We start from the raw sequence: 15,443 nt of genomic DNA, 5'->3' as shown, positions 1-15,443 counted from the left end.
GTATTTTCGCTGGCATGAATGCAACCGATAATCCCTGGCAGACATTACAATCGGCCGTAACGTACGAAAACCCCTGGCTGAGCATCCGGCATGAGGATGTGATCACACCGGCCGGTACACCCGGTATTTATGGGGTTGTCAGTTTCAAGAATAAAGCGGTGGGGGTGATCCCGATCGATGCGGATGGGAATACTTATCTGGTTGGCCAGTACCGCTATCCGCTCAACGAATACTCGTGGGAGATACCGGAAGGCGGGTGCCCGCTGGGTACCGACCCGCTCGAATCGGCCCGGCGTGAGCTTCGGGAAGAAACCGGTCTGGAAGCCCGGGCGTGGACAAAAATTGCCCGGATTCATACCTCCAATTCGGCCACCGACGAGGAGGGGTTTCTGTACATTGCCGAAGATCTGGTTCAGGGTGATCATGAGCCCGAAGAAACAGAAGATCTTAAAATCTGGAAACTTCCATTGGCCGAAGCCGTTGATATGGCTATGAACAGCCGCATTACCGACGCCCTGAGCGTTAGTGGTCTGCTCATGGTAGCCCGCCTGCGGGGAATTTAACGGGTACTGGTATACGGGGGCGGGCTGTTGACTCCAATGGCCCAACCGATTCCGCAGCCAGCCACCAACACTGTAAACTTCATCACTTGTGTTTTTACCTATTTTGTACGGATTTCTGGTCGGCGTTGCCCTTTGCCTGACATTTGGAACCGTTTTCTTTGCCCTGATCCAGAACAGCGTCGATAACGGCTTCCGGTCTGGTATGAAGATCGTGCTGGGCGTGATCATCGGCGATATTCTGTTCGTACTGGCTGCCCTGCTGGGGACATCGTTTATTCCGAAGGTGCAGGGGTTCGAGCACTTCATGGCGGTAGTGGGAGTCCTTTTCCTGACGGCCATGGGCCTGGTCAACATCCTCCGGGGTACACCCCGGCTGGCCTATCCCCAAACCCGATTCGGCAATTACCTGTACTACGTGTCGACGGGCTTTTTTCTGAATGCACTCAATCCGGTCAATTTCGTTTCCTGGGTAGCCATTGTAGCGTACATCCGCTCGCACCTGCACTACACCCAGGCCGAACAGTACGGGTTCATGAGCGCCAGTTTGGTTGGGGTTTTTGTGACGGAGTCGGCGCTGGCGTATTACGCCAATCGGCTCAAGCGGCTCTTCACCCCCCGGGTCGTCACCCTGTTCAACCGAACAACGGGTTTTGTCTTTCTGGCCGTAGCCGTTCAGATTGCCTATACCCGGCTGTATGAGCCAGTAGCCCGGCTCATGAACTGGTAATTTTATCAGAGGGGCCAGAATGGCTTACCGCGCATCGCCTGAATAAACAGCAGAGTCGTGGCTAGGCCATAAAGCAAACCCACCACCACCGTTAGTCGAACACTTTTAAGGGCGTAATAGGCCAGGATGGGTATGATCTGGATGGCGTGCATGCCCATAAAATGCGCAATACGCAGGTCGCCGTAAGTTCGGCTCCAGTTGACCACCGGCAGTCCCGGGCTACCATCGGGGCCACCTACCGTATGCCGTAGCTGAGACCCCATTGCCAGCCCTTCTATCGCGAAAATCACGAACAGGCCGATGCCGATCCGGATGCCCCAGACATAGGCCGCGGGTAAGTCCGGAAAGTTGCGCAGGCAGAATAGCACCCCAATGTACCCTGTCCATATCGCTATGGCCACAGCGGCCAGAGCCATCATGCCGTAGAGGGCCGCGTATGCAGGGGTATCGACCTTGAAGTGGGACAGCTGCCCCCGCCCGGCCTGAACGGCAATATAAATCAGTTCGAATCCCAGGAGCAGTATGACCCCCCAGGAGTAAATCTGCACCGCTCTGGACGGGCCTAGGTAAAACATGTACCAGGCCATGGTCCAGACAAACAGGGTGGTTGACAGGAAAAACTTGAAGGGTTTGTACCAGGCACTGACGCCGTTTACCTGAACATCGGTGAGCCGGGTCAGGACCAGGCAAACGGCGGCTGCCAGCAGGCAGACGAGGCCGAACAGATACAGCGGTTCATTCCGGTAGCGCAACAACTCGGATAAGGCTTTCATGGGGAAATGGCTAATAGAAATAGAGACGTGTCAGCGTTTGGGGCTGGCCAGAAATTTATTGATCCGCATGGTGAGCCAGCGGGGTGAAAAGCGGGGCGTGTTTGCCAGCAGCCAGTTCAGGCGACCCACGATTTTGACCCCTTTGCCCGATAGCAGATGCCGAACGCCAACGGCGGCTACCCATTGCACATCGGCTGGTTTATTCGTCGCGTATGCATTGGTTTTCAACATGGCATCGGTGGTGAAACCCGTATCGACAGGACCCGGGCAGAACGCCGAAACGGTAACCCCACTGCCGGCCAGTTCCGCTTCCAGCGTTTCGGAGAAGGAGAGGACAAATGCCTTGGTGGCTGAGTATACCGAATAGTACGGAAACGGCAGGAACGACAGCAGCGAAGCAACATTCATGATGTGCCCGCTGCCGCGACGCTTCATATCGGGCAGGAACAGTTTGGTCAGCGTTACTACCGCTCCCACGTTCAGGTTGATCATACGCAGATCCGGTTCGAGCGCACCCTCATCGAAGGGGCCGTAGGTGCCGAAGCCGGCGTTGTTGACGAGCCTCGTTACCAGAAGACTCAGGGCGCTGATCTCGTGGTGCAGGGCAACAACCTCATCGGTGCTGGAAAGGTCTTTGGCAAAGGTGTAAACGATGATCCCGTGCTCGTTTACCAGCTCGGCTTTCAGCGTTTCCAGCCGGTCGAGCCGGCGGGCTACCAGGATCAGGTTCTGCTTTTGGGCAGCCAGTAAGCGGGCCATGCTGAGGCCAATACCCGACGAGGCTCCGGTCAGTAGGATAAATTCGTTCATGGGATTTGGATTGTGGGTGGTTAAGGGTTGGGGCGACCGGGCGTAACCCGGGACCAGACTTCTGTTCGGCCAAAGAGCGATACGCCAACGTAGCCGCGGATACTGAGGCTGTTCGGGGTGGTAAGGGTCATCTTGCAGGAATAGGTTTTTCCCTCACGCGGGTCGTAGATGGTGCCGTTCGCCCAGGTGCTGCGGCCGTCGTAGACGAACCCGTTCAGGATGACCAGCCCGATCAGATTTCGGCTGCGCAGGCCTGGGTCGGGGTTGTTCTGATCCGTAGTGGCCGTTCCCGTACCCCATACGATCTTACCCAGGTACTGATCACCCTGCCGATAAATAGTGATGCGACTGTCTTTCCGGGGCGAGAGCCACTCGCCGGTAACGGCCTCGGCAGGCGGTTGGGTGTGTTGGGTAGACCTCCCGGCGATAAGCACGACGAGTAGTAAAAATAAAGCTTTCATTGATCTAAGTTTAAAATGTGAACAACGTTCATAAGCAGGGCAAAAAAATTTAGAAGTGATCCAGTAGTTTCAAAAACTCAGTATACGCCTGATCAACGATAGCCGACGGATCGGTCAGGTTGACTCCCTGCGTGCGCTGGCTGATTTCCAGGCTGCACATGCCGTGAACCAGACTCCAGAACATGAACGACAGCGGTTGGAGCGAATGGCCGGCAAAATGACCAGCTTCGAGGCACTCCGCAACAGTACTGCTCAGGGCGGTAAAAGTTGCTTTCCCTTCGTCCCATTCCGGCTGATCGGTAGCGCACAAAAACGTCATAGGCGCTTTGGTGCTGAACATGAGCTCATACATATCCCGGTTTTCGAGGCCGAATTTGATGTAGATCCGACCCATGGCCCGTAACCGCTCCATCGGATCTGCCACACTGGCCAGCACCGAGAAATGGCTGGCCAGCATGCCGAACCCCTGGCTGTGGAGGGCATGCAGGATCGCATCCTTATTCCTGAAATACACATACACCGTTCCAACGCTGTAGTCGATGGCTTCGGCTATGTTCCGAATGGTAGTCTGCTCGATCCCATTTTCGGTAAACAGCTTTCTGGCGGCCCGTAATATCAGGTCTCTCAGTTCTTCCTTCTCGCGTGCTTTCCGTTCGGCAACTCCCATTGTGTTCAAGATCTGTTGCAAATAAAATGAACAACGTTCAAAATTCAAAATTGTTTTTTTCTATTCGTTTGGACAGGTGGGATATAAAGAAACATCGCTTTTTTGTTAGTTCAGTATTTTATTTGGAGATTTATGTATCATATGCGTTTACTTAGCTGCATTGATTAGAATAAAAGAAATAATATTTTTAACTAATTTCATTATGTAAAATAAAATTCTGTTCATCTCTTTTTTTGTAGTCGTAAGTTTTCTAGAATTGATCGATAATAAAATCTCTCATGTATTAATCACCATGTACACATCTAATCCAGAACGGCATGAAAATACAGGTACTACTTTTTCTCTTACTTCTACCCGGTTTGTTAGTCGCGCAACAGCGAGCTGTACGCGGCAAAGTGATCGACGGAACGGGTAAGGAAGCGCTGCCCGGCACGACCATAACGGTAAAGGGAAGTACCGTCGGAACGGTGACCGATGCGCGCGGGCAGTACGAACTAACGGTGTCTGGCCGCACGGCAGTCTTGGTCTTCTCGTCGGTTGGTTTCCAGTCGAAAGAGGTAACGGTCGGCAACCAGCAGGTTATCGACGTGGAGCTGACCGCCGACACCAAACAACTCAGCGAAGTGGTCGTGACGGCTGCCGGTATCAAGCGCGACAAAAACGCCCTGGGCTATGCTGTCTCGACGCTGGACGCCAACCAGCTGGCCCAGAAATCGGAACCCGATCCGTTACGGGCGCTGACCGGCAAAGTAGCCGGGGTCAATATTCAGGGGTCGGGCGGAGCCGCCGGTGGAGCTACCAACATCACCATTCGCGGAAATTCGTCGCTGGGTAACAACAATCAGCCCCTGTTTGTGGTCGATGGGGTTCCCTTCGATAACTCCAGCTTCGGCAGCACGGATGGTTTCGTAGGCGGGTCGACCATTACGAACCGGGCCTTTGACCTCGATCCAAACAACATTCTGACCATGACGGTACTCAAAGGCGCGGCAGCGGCTGCGCTTTACGGGTCGCGGGCGGCCAACGGAGCCATTATCGTTACTACCAAAGCCGGCAAGCGCCAGAGTCGGAAAGGGCTTGAAATTACCTACAGCACGGGGTATTCGACAGAAACCGTGGCCGGTCTGCCCGATTATCAGACCAGCTACGGACAGGGGACAAACTTCGATTACCGCAGTGGTGTATTTGGCTCCTGGGGACCGCCGTACGAAGGGATTCCGAGCCTGATTCCCACCCGGAAAACCATTCCGCACCCGCTCACGACCAACAATCGATACCCCTCCACGGTGTTCCCCCAGTTTTACGAGGCCAATGGAACCACGCCGATTCAGGTGCCCTATCAGTCGTACGCACAGGATAATGCGCGGAACTTCTTCCGGACGGGCAGCGTCTTCGAAAACGCCATTTCGGTGTCGAGTGGCAGCGAGAAGGGCAGCTTCACGGCGGGTCTGTCGCGCACGGGCAACCAGGGCGTCGTACCCGAAAACCAGATTACCCGGACCGCTGTCAACCTGGGCGGTAATGCCCAGCTGGACAATAAATTCTACGTGGGCGGGTCTATCAACTACGTCAATACCAACCAGGTGTCGCCCCAGGTGTCGGCGGCCAACGGGGCCGGCAGCTCCATCCTGGACATTCTGATGTTTGTGCCGACGAGCTATGACCTCACCGGCTTCCCGAACACCAACCCGCTCAACGGGAACAATGTCTACGACCGCGTCGGTACGGACAATCCTTACTGGTCTGTCGTTAACAGTCCAACGACGAGCAAGGTAGATCGCTACTATGGCAATGTGGTACTGGGCGTCGACCCGCTGCCTTGGCTGAACGTGCAGAATACGGTTGGTTTCAACGCTTATACCGACCGGCGCACGGTGGTGAACGGCAAGGGGGGCGATTACTTCCCGAACGGCAACATTACCAACGACAACATCTACCGGCAGGAGCTGGACAATACCCTGTTGCTGACCGCCACCAAGCCGATCAATGAAAACATCGGGCTGAAAGTGATTCTGGGTAACAACGTGAACCAGCGCGTCACCGAGCGGGCCGTTGTGTTTGGCGATGGCATCATTTTTCGGGGTATCAACTCGCTCAACAATACCAGCGTGACGATTCCGCGGGTACTGCCCAACAACCGGAATAACTTCAAGCAACGGTACTATGCCTTCTTCACGGATATCTCGCTCGACTATAAGAACTACGCCTTCCTGAACCTGGTAGCCCGTAACGACGTCTCGTCGACACTGCCGGCCAGCAACCGCAGCTATCTCTACGGCGGGGCCAGTGCGTCGCTTATTTTTACCGAAGCGTTCCAGCTGCCCAAAAGCATACTGTCGTTCGGTAAGTTCCGGGCGGGCTACACCCGGGTGGGTAACGAAGCCACGCCCTACCAGACCCAGACGGTCTACATCGCCAACCCGGTACTGGGCGTGGGCACCGGTACGGGAAGCATAGCATCGCCCTTTGCCGGACAAAGCTCGCTGACCGAGTCGGACCTGCTGGCTAACGCCAGCCTGAAGCCCGAATTCATTACCGAACTCGAAATCGGTACGGAACTTCAGTTCTTCAACAACCGGATCGGGATCGACGTAACGTACTACAACAAGATTAGTACGTCGCAGATCTTTACCGTCAATGCTGTACCGTCGTCGGGCTATACCCAGAAGGTGATTAACCTGGGCCGCTCCTCGACCGAAGGGGTGGAGATCGGGCCGAACGCTACGCCTATCAAGCTGAACAACGGCTTTACCTGGAACCTGTCGTCGGCCTTTACCCTGAACCGCAACATCGTGCTAGACATCGGCGCCCTGAAAGAGCTGCCCTACGGTGGGTTCTCCGATCTGGGAAGTGTGCACATTGCGGGGCAGCCCTACGGCCAGATTCGTGGCTCTACCTACGCCCGCGACGATGAAGGAAACATACTGGTGAACCCCAACACGGGTAAACCAATCCTGAGCGGCAAGACGGCAGCTATCGGCAACCCTAACCCGGACTTTATCCTGGGCGTTACCAATACGTTTAGCTATAAGGGGCTGACCCTGAGTGCGCTGTTCGACTGGAAGCAGGGGGGCGACATGTACTCCTTCACGGCTTATGAGCTGCTGAGCCGGGGGGCTACCAAAGATACCGAAGAGCGGGAGGCAATCCTGGTCGGACCCGGTGTGCTGGGTGACGTAAATACGCTCAAACCTCTGCTGGATGGAGAAGGCCGTAAAATACCCAACAACATCGGTATTGCCGTAGCCGACTACTATTTCACGGGCGGGTTTGGCCCCGGTGGCGCGGCTGAAGTAAACGTACTCGACGCTACGGTTTTCCGGCTGCGCGAAGTGTCGCTGGGGTACCAGCTGCCCAAGCGCTGGCTGGCCAAAACCCCGTTCGGATCGGCTTTCCTGTCGGTGAGTGGCCGTAACCTGTGGTATCTGGCCCCCAACTTCCCCAAGTATCTGAACTTCGATCCGGAGGTCAGCTCGCTGGGTGCGGGTAACTCGCAGGGTTTTGACTTCATCGGGATTCCGACCACCCGCCGTCTGGGTGTCAACCTGCGGTTTAGCTTCTGATTTTCCTCTATTCATCTATACCTGGCATGTTATGATACGTATCGCAACCATACGAACGGCTTTTTTGCTGAGTCTGCTGTTTATCGGGGGAAGCTGCAAGGAGTTCGTCGATATCAATACCGACCCGAATAACCCCACTACGCCGGTGCTGGAGCTGCTCCTGCCCGCCACCCAGCTGTCGATGGCCGGCAGTCTGCGCGACGTGAATCAGGGAACGTCAATCCTGGTTCAACACCTGTATACGAGCACGACCAGCCGTAATTTTCAGGACGGCACCGATTACCAGCAGTCCTGGAACAGCCTCTATACCCAGATGCTCAACGACGTTGACATCATAATCCGGGAGGGGACCCGGCTGCAACGCTGGGATTATGTGGCCATTGCCAAGCTGGAAAAAGCCTATGTCTACAGCATGATGGTCGATTTGTGGGGCGACATCCCGTACTCGGATGCCTCGCAGGGCCTTACCGTATCGGACCCCACCTTCGAGAGCGGAGCCGCCATCTATGACAAGCTCTTCGTGCTGATCGACGAGGCCCTGGCCGACGCCAACAAAGGTGCGTTTGCCATCCAGCCCACCACGGCCGATATAATCTACAAAGGTGATAAGAACGCCTGGATCCGGATGGCCAATTCGCTGAAGCTGAAGTTATTCAATCAGATCCGGCTGGTGCAGCCCGAGAAGGCAAAAGCTGGTATCAACGCCCTGCTAACCGCCAACGCACCCCTGATCACGACCAACGCGCAGGACTTCTCGTTCCGATTCGGTACCACCGAAACGCCCGCCAACCGGCACCCCTGGCATCGGGCCGAGTACCAGGCCAGTAAAAGTTATTACATGAGCCAGAACTTCATCGAGCGGTTGTTCAACACCGATGATCCGCGCATCCGGTACTACTTTTTCCGGCAGACGTCGAACTACACGGTTGGGTTTACGCCCACCGGCAACGGCTACTTCGGCCGCTATACCGGCGACGCCACCGCATCGCCCAACGATAACGCCCTGAAGGCAACCTTCGGCGTGTATCCGGCCGGTGGCCTGTACGACAACAGCCCGATCAACAACCTAACTGCGGCCCAGACGTTCATTACAAACACTGGTGCGACGGGCGCGCCCAAGGTAGTTACGAACCTCGATGGGAGCGGAGCCGGAGTGTTTCCGTTTATCACCAACGCCATGGTCAAGTTCATTCTGGCCGAAGCAGCCCTCACGATGGGTACGACCGGCGATGCGCGCCAGCTGTTTCAGGATGGGATAACGGCGCACCTCAACAGCGTCAACACCATCTCGACAACGGGCGGCAACTCCGCGCCGACCCTGCCTGCTGCCACTGTTACGGCTTTCGTAGCCAACCGGAGCAGCCAGTACGACGCGGCCGATGCCGCCGGTAAGCTGAATGCCGTCATGACGCAGAAATACATTGCCCTCTACGGCAACGGCATGGAATCGTACAACGACTACCGTCGGACGGGGCTGCCGGTGCTGCCGGCTCCCATCGCGCCACTCAACACATTCCCGCTCCGGCTTACCTACTCGGTAACCGAGCTGGCCACCAACGTAAACGTATCGGGCAAAGCGGATCAGCTCCAGACCGCTCAGCAGACCACCCCCGTTTTCTGGGATAAATAAAAACCACATTGAGAACCATGAGAGCCATATTGATCTGTTGTTCCCTGCTGGGGTTGATTGCCCTGGACGGTTGTAAAACGGAAAATTACGTTTGGGAAAACTGGTCGTATACCGCCGTGCCGCTGGTGGCCGTCAACACGACCAAATCAGCCCTGCCAACGGTATCGACAGCCAACACCTCCTTTTTTGCGCTGAACGATGCTGACCTCCCCAACCAGGTTTTTGAGTACACCCTGCGCTGGGAAGGCTTCGGTAAAGCGGAGGTCAACTCCATCGATGTATACCTCGGTTTTAACAAGGCAGCCGCCACCGGTAATCCGGCCTATCCGATCGTACTGTCGCAACCGGGTGGGCTGTATCCGAGCGTTACGCAGTTTCCGCTGCCCAGCCGGGTTGGGGCTGCCGACAAACTGTACGAAACCGTTACCCAGTTTCCGAAAACGTTTACAGTAACGGCAGCTCAGCTGGCTGCTTTTACGGGGGTAAACCTGAGTACGGTGGCGCAGAATGATTATTTTCTGTTTAAGTTTATCCTCAACCTGAAAGACGGCCGCCGGATTGCGGGCTTTCAGGAAAACGTATGCGATGAGGCCCGGGGCGAAGTGGGCGACTGCCGGGTTGGTGTTCGCTTCCGCAGACGATAGCCAAGAAAACTAACTCCAATTCTATATTACTCACAAACAGACTATTATGATGTCTATTTTCCTTCGATTATCAACGTTTCTATTGCTGTCAGGCTGGTATCTGACCGGTGCCCTGGCGCAGTCGATACCGTCGCCCAAAGAACATTTCGGGTTCAACATTGGCGACGATTATCAACTCGCTACCTATACGCAGACCGAAGCCTATTTCAAGAAAGTGGCGGCTGCCTCGGACCGGGTCAAACTCGTCGACATCGGTATGACTGAAGAAGGACGCCATCAGTATATGCTGATCGTTTCGTCGCCGGAGAACCTGAAGAAACTGGACCGCTACAAGGAGATTTCCCAGAAGCTGGCCCGCGCCGAAGGACTCACCGACGACCAGGCCCGGGCGCTGGCCCAGGAAGGAAAAGCCATTGTCTGGATCGACGGGGGGCTCCACGCTACCGAAACCGTTGGAACGATGCAGCTCATCGAAACCATCTGGCAGCTGGTGAGCCGCAAAGACCCCGAGACGATGCGGATCCTGGATCAGGACATCCTGCTCCTGACGCACGCCAACCCCGACGGTCAGGAGATCGTGACCAACTGGTACATGCGCGAGCCGAAAGCCGAGAAACGATCGCTCGATAACCTGCCCCGGCTGTATCAGAAATACATCGGACACGACAACAACCGCGACTTCTTCATCATGAACATGAAGGAAACCCAGAACATCGGGCGGCAGCTGTTTGTCGAGTGGATTCCGCAGATCATGTATAACCACCACCAGCGCGGACCGGCCGGCTCGGTACTGGCGGGACCGCCTTACCGCGACCCCTTCAACTACGTTTTCGATCCGCTGATGGTTACCGGTATCGACGCCCTGGGCGCGGCCATGATCAACCGGCTCAATGCCGAAAACAAACCGGGCTTTACGCGGCTGGGTGGTTCGGTATTCTCGACCTGGTACAACGGCGGTCTGCGCACAACGACTCACTTCCACAACATGATCGGCCTGCTGACCGAAATCATCGGTGGCCCAACCCCCGAAGATATTCCGCTGGTACCGAGCCGGCTGATCCCGAACGGCAACACCCCGTTCCCGGTAACCCCGCAGAAGTGGCACTTCAAACAATCCATCGATTATTCGTTGTCGCTGAACTATGCCGTGATGGGCTACGCGGCCCGCTACCGCGACGAGCTGCTGTTCAACATCTACCGCATGGGTAAAAACTCGATCGAGCGCGGTAGTAAAGACACCTGGGGCCTGTCACCCAAGCGGATCGAGGCTATCAACGACGCGTTCAAAAATGATCCGAAGAAGCCGACGTCTACCTCCGCCAATGCGGCCCTGGCTCAATACGGGATGTTGCCACGGGGGGGCGGTATGCCGGTTAAGTACTACGATACGATCATGAAAGCACCGGTCCTGCGCGACCCGCGGGGCTTCATCATTCCGGCCAACCAGCCCGACTTTGCTACCGCTGTTAAGTTCATCAACGCGCTGGTCAAAACCGGAATCCAGATTCAGCAGGCTACCGCCGACTTCACCGTTGCCGGCAAAAAATACCCCGCCGGTTCGTACGTAGTCAAGACCGATCAGGCGTTCCGGCCCCACGTGCTCGACATGTTCGAGCCGCAGGATCACCCCAACGATTTCCAGTACCCGGGTGGGCCGCCGGTTCGTCCGTACGATGCCGCTGGCTGGACACTGGCCTACCTGATGAACGTGCAGTTCGACCGGGTGCTCGACGGCTTCGATGGCCCCTTCAAAAAGCTGCCATATGGTGAGCTACAGTCGCCCGAAGGGCGCATGGCCGGGGCTGCCGGGGGAGGATACCTGCTGAGCGCCCGAACCAACAATTCCTTTATTGCGGTCAATGACCTGCTGGCGTCGGGGGTAGACGTGTACCGGTTGCCCAACGGACTGGGCAGCAAGTCGGGCGTAGAAGCAGGCGCTTTCTTCGTGTCGGCATCACCCAAGGCCAAGGCGATACTCGATAAGTCGGTAAAAGACCTGGGGCTCGACGTGACGGGCGTCGCCAAACGGCCATCCTCATCGATGGTTAAAGTCTCGCCCATGCGGATTGCCCTCTGGGATACCTATGGCGGATCGATGCCGTCGGGCTGGGTACGCTGGCTGATGGAACAGTACCACTTCCCGATGAAGGTGATCTACCCCGGCGATATCGACGCGGGTGACCTGAAAAAGAAATTCGACGTTATCGTTTTCGTGACCCGGGCCATACCGCCCGTACGCGGTCAGGACAACGACATCTTCAGCGCTATGGAGCGGGAACCCAAAGAAGAGACAACCCCGGAAGAATACCGCCCCCGGCTCGGAAAAATCACCGCAGCCAAGTCGATCCCGCAGATCAAAGCGTTTCTGGAAGCAGGTGGTACGGTTGTGACGATCGGGTCGAGCACCAACCTGGCCTATCACCTGAAACTGCCCGTGAAGAACGCGCTGACGGAGATGACGAGCAGCGGGACAGAGCGGCCACTACCGGGCGAGAAGTATTACATTCCGGGCAGCGTGTTGCGGGTGAGCCTGGATTCGACCCAGCATGCCACCTGGGGTATGCCTTCGCAAACCGACGTCTACTTCGATAACAGTCCGGTATTCAAACTCTCGCCCGATGCCATCGCCAAAGGGGCCGTAATGCCGCTGGCGTGGTTCGATACCGACAAGCCGCTGCGGAGCGGCTGGGCCTGGGGACAGTCGTACCTGCAGGATGGTGTGGCGGCCTTCATGGCACCCGTGGGTGCGGGCAAGCTATACGCATTTGGACCCGAAATCACCTTCCGGGCTCAGGCACAGGGAACGTTCAAACTGCTGCTGAACCAGTTGTACAGCACCAGCCTCAACAACCAGGCCGTGTCTATGATTGGTAAGTAAGCGGTTCAAGCTGAAACGGTTCGGGCCCGGCAGGAAGTCATTCTTCCCGCCGGGCCCGAACCGTTTCAGTAGGGTAAAGCTACAGGCGCCGGGTCCTGGTCAGGCCGTAGCCAGAAACGACTCCCATTCGTTGATCAGCCCTTTTTTCAGCACCCGCGGAAACTTATGCTGCCCCCCCAGCTTGCCCTTCGACTTCATCCACTTGTAGAACGTGTCGGTAGGCAGCACCGTAACCGTAATTTCTTTCAGCGCATGACGGCGTTCTACGGCATAGTCGTCGTTGAGCTCCTTCAGTTTCTCGTCGAGTCGGGTACGCAGCGCGTCGGGGTTGACCGGGTCGTCGGTGCCGATGTACCAGTTGTGGGCGAACAGGGTATCGTGGGTAACGCCGGCCACGGTAAACTCCCGCACCGAAATGCCGAGTTCTTCGGATACCATCTCGATAGCCCGGTTCATATTGTCGACGCTCAGGTGTTCGCCACAGAGGCTCAGGAAGTGCTTCGTGCGACCCGTAATGATGATTTCTGACCGCTGTTTGCTGACGAACCGGATGGTATCGCCAATGAGGTAGCGCCACGCGCCGGAGCAGGTCGACAGGAGCAGGGCGTATTCTTTGCCTTCGTCTACCTCGTCGATCATCAGCGTTTGGGGGTTCTCCGTCAGCTCGCCATCGGCGGTGAAGTTCTGCTCGTTGAAGGGAATGAACTCGAAGAACAACCCATTGTTCAGCACCAGCTGCATACCCTCCGCGTTCGGGTGGGTCTGGTAAGCGATAAAGCCTTCCGAAGCCAGGTAGGTTTCAATATAGGTAATGGGGTGGGCGAGGAGCTTCTCAAATCCAGCCCGGTAGGGTTCGAACGAGACGCCCCCGTGGCAAAACACCATCAGGTTGGGCCATATGTCGTGGATGGTCTTTACCTGGTAGCGGGCAATGATTTTCTCCATCAGCAGCTGTATCCAGGCCGGTACGCCCACTACGTAGCCGATATCCCAGTTGGCGGCCTGTTCGGTAATTTCGTCGAGCTTCAGCGCCCAGTCGCGCTCCTGAGCAATTTCGCGGCCCGGTTTATAGAACCGCTCGAACCACAGGGGTATCCGGCTGGCGGTAATCCCGCTAAGGTCACCTTCGAAGTGATCCCCCCGGGCGTTGAGGTCGGTGCTACCCCCGAGCATCAAACAGCCTTTTTCGTAAAGGGTCGGCGGCAGGTTCTGGTAGCGTCCCAGCGTCAGAATCTGCCGTACGCCCGTTCGCTGAATGGCCTTCGACATCGACTTGGTTACCGGAATGTATTTCGAAGCCGCTTCGGAGGTGCCGGAACTCAGCGCAAAATACTTCACCTTCCCCGGCCAGGCTACATCTTTTTCGCCCGCCAGCGACCGTTTCCACCACCTGTCGAACATGCGGTTGTAGTCGTGGATGGGGACGTTCTGCTTGAATTTTTCGTAGAACTCCCGCTTGCCGCCAAATTCGGCTGCGCTGAGCAGTTCCTCAAAGTGGTAGGTGGTGCCAAAATCCGTAAACCGGGCTTTGCCGACCAGTTTGCGGAACGCCTTCCGCTGTTGTTTCAGCGGATTCAGCTGCCTGCGCTGTACGACATTCGTAAGCCGAATGCCGGTTTTTAACATACTGCCGAGAAGTGCCATTCTTAATAAGGATGAATGCTATCTAATGAACGACCCAGACGAACCAACTGGGGTGTCGATTGCTCATTGTTTCGTTTATCGGGTAGCATTTGGTTACAGATTCCAGTTACGTAATTGATCCATCATGCTGTAGGCGGTCAGGTCATACTGGCACGGCACAACGGAGGTATAGTTTTGTGACAGCGCATACTCGTCGGTGTCTTCGGCATGCGTGTCGAAGTTGACAAAATCGCCCGCGAGCCAGAAATACCGACGCCCGTGGGGGTCGCGTCGCTCGTCGAACACCTCCTGCCATTTGGCGTTAGCCTGCCGACAGATCCGGATGCCTTTGATCGGTTCTGCCGTCCGGGCCGGGAAGTTTACGTTCAGGGCGGTACCGCGCTGCATACCGCGCTCGAGTACATTACTGGCAATGCGCAGGATGTGATCGTGCGTATGCGAAAAGTCGGGCTGGCGCGTAAAATCGCCGAGCGAAAAACCAATGGCGGGAATGCCTTCAATAGCCGCTTCGATGGCGGCCGACATGGTGCCGGAATACAGCACGCTGATGGATGAGTTGCTGCCGTGGTTGATACCGCTCACAACCAGGTCGGGGGCCCGGTCCTTGAGTACGTGATGTTTCGCCAGCTTGACGCAGTCGGCGGGGGTGCCGGAACATTCGTAGGCGGGTACCTCGCCAAAAATATCGGATGGATAAAGCCGGATCGGGTTGGCTATGGTAATGGCATGTCCCATGCCCGACTGCGGGCTGTTGGGCGCCACGACCACCACCGAGCCCAGTTGTTTCATCAAGTCAACGAGTGTCCGGATGCCGTGGGAGGTGATACCGTCATCGTTCGAAATTAAAATCAGGGGCTTTCTGTCAGCCATAACGAGTTCGTATGTCGCCGGTATGAATAAGACCGGCTGTTTTTGCAAAACTACGCAAATACGCCCGAAGCTGCTGCTTTTGCGTCTATCGGGCTGTGGGCCTGATGACCGGAAAAGGTACTCCTAATACGCGATCGGATTCAAAGGCTACCGGGTCGATAGTGGGTAAATAAATTGGGTAGGGACACAAAAACTGTTTCTTTTGCAGCCAGT

The 15,443-nt window shown here is 56.1% G+C and carries 12 protein-coding genes; 6 read left to right on the top strand and 6 right to left on the bottom strand.

The features are described from left to right. Positions 1 to 14 precede the first annotated feature (14 nt). Positions 15 to 563 carry an NUDIX hydrolase gene (locus B1C80_RS10620; protein ID WP_077921065.1) on the top strand — a complete coding sequence of 183 codons (549 nt, stop codon included), beginning with the start codon at positions 15 to 17 and terminating at the stop codon, positions 561 to 563. Between the two features lie 88 nt (positions 564 to 651). Then, complete coding sequence (locus tag B1C80_RS10615) at positions 652 to 1,290, top strand: LysE family translocator (RefSeq protein WP_077921064.1); 639 nt, start codon at positions 652 to 654, stop codon at positions 1,288 to 1,290. 5 nt (positions 1,291 to 1,295) lie between these two features. Here B1C80_RS10615 and B1C80_RS10610 read toward each other — a convergent pair whose 3' ends face one another. Genes B1C80_RS10610 through B1C80_RS10595 form a run of 4 tightly spaced genes read right to left on the bottom strand, consistent with a single transcriptional unit; the run spans position 1,296 to position 4,001 of the window. Continuing rightward, on the bottom strand, positions 1,296 to 2,063 hold the full coding sequence (locus B1C80_RS10610) for a hypothetical protein (protein ID WP_077921063.1): 768 nt from the start codon (positions 2,061 to 2,063) through the stop codon (positions 1,296 to 1,298). Between the two features lie 30 nt (positions 2,064 to 2,093). Then, complete coding sequence (locus B1C80_RS10605; protein WP_077921062.1) at positions 2,094 to 2,873, bottom strand: SDR family oxidoreductase; 780 nt, start codon at positions 2,871 to 2,873, stop codon at positions 2,094 to 2,096. A gap of 20 nt (positions 2,874 to 2,893) precedes the next feature. Beyond that, entirely contained in the window at positions 2,894 to 3,334 is a 441-nt protein-coding gene (locus tag B1C80_RS10600) for a DUF2147 domain-containing protein (protein WP_077921061.1), read from the bottom strand. A 49-nt stretch (positions 3,335 to 3,383) separates the two neighbouring features. Further along, complete coding sequence (locus B1C80_RS10595) at positions 3,384 to 4,001, bottom strand: TetR/AcrR family transcriptional regulator (protein ID WP_077921060.1); 618 nt, start codon at positions 3,999 to 4,001, stop codon at positions 3,384 to 3,386. Between the two features lie 317 nt (positions 4,002 to 4,318). Between B1C80_RS10595 and B1C80_RS10590 the strand changes: the two genes are divergently transcribed. From B1C80_RS10590 to B1C80_RS10575, 4 genes are read left to right on the top strand one after another with little or no spacing between them, the layout of a single operon-like run. Next, positions 4,319 to 7,564, top strand: coding sequence for a SusC/RagA family TonB-linked outer membrane protein (locus B1C80_RS10590; RefSeq protein WP_077921059.1), 3,246 nt, complete (start codon positions 4,319 to 4,321; stop codon positions 7,562 to 7,564). A 31-nt stretch (positions 7,565 to 7,595) separates the two neighbouring features. After that, the gene (locus tag B1C80_RS10585; RefSeq protein ID WP_077921058.1) at positions 7,596 to 9,194 is read left to right on the top strand and encodes a SusD/RagB family nutrient-binding outer membrane lipoprotein; all 1,599 of its coding nucleotides are present in this window, start codon (positions 7,596 to 7,598) and stop codon (positions 9,192 to 9,194) included. Positions 9,195 to 9,211: 17 nt separating this feature from the next. Beyond that, positions 9,212 to 9,838, top strand: coding sequence for a hypothetical protein (locus tag B1C80_RS10580; RefSeq protein WP_077921057.1), 627 nt, complete (start codon positions 9,212 to 9,214; stop codon positions 9,836 to 9,838). 46 nt (positions 9,839 to 9,884) lie between these two features. After that, positions 9,885 to 12,716 carry a M14 metallopeptidase family protein gene (locus B1C80_RS10575; RefSeq protein WP_077921056.1) on the top strand — a complete coding sequence of 944 codons (2,832 nt, stop codon included), beginning with the start codon at positions 9,885 to 9,887 and terminating at the stop codon, positions 12,714 to 12,716. A gap of 99 nt (positions 12,717 to 12,815) precedes the next feature. Here B1C80_RS10575 and B1C80_RS10570 read toward each other — a convergent pair whose 3' ends face one another. Both B1C80_RS10570 and surE read right to left on the bottom strand, forming a co-directional pair. Continuing rightward, positions 12,816 to 14,360, bottom strand: a complete 1,545-nt coding sequence (locus tag B1C80_RS10570; protein ID WP_077921055.1) for a GH3 auxin-responsive promoter family protein — start codon at positions 14,358 to 14,360, stop codon at positions 12,816 to 12,818. Positions 14,361 to 14,453: 93 nt separating this feature from the next. After that, entirely contained in the window at positions 14,454 to 15,230 is a 777-nt protein-coding gene (gene surE, locus B1C80_RS10565; protein ID WP_077921054.1) for a 5'/3'-nucleotidase SurE, read from the bottom strand. Between the last annotated feature and the right edge of the window lie 213 nt (positions 15,231 to 15,443).

This window comes from Spirosoma sp. 209, from assembly GCF_002006735.1.
GTDB classification, from domain to species: Bacteria; Bacteroidota; Bacteroidia; order Cytophagales; family Spirosomataceae; genus Spirosoma; species Spirosoma sordidisoli.
Note: the sequence above shows the minus strand (reverse complement) of the source record. Positions and strands in the feature narration are given on the sequence as shown.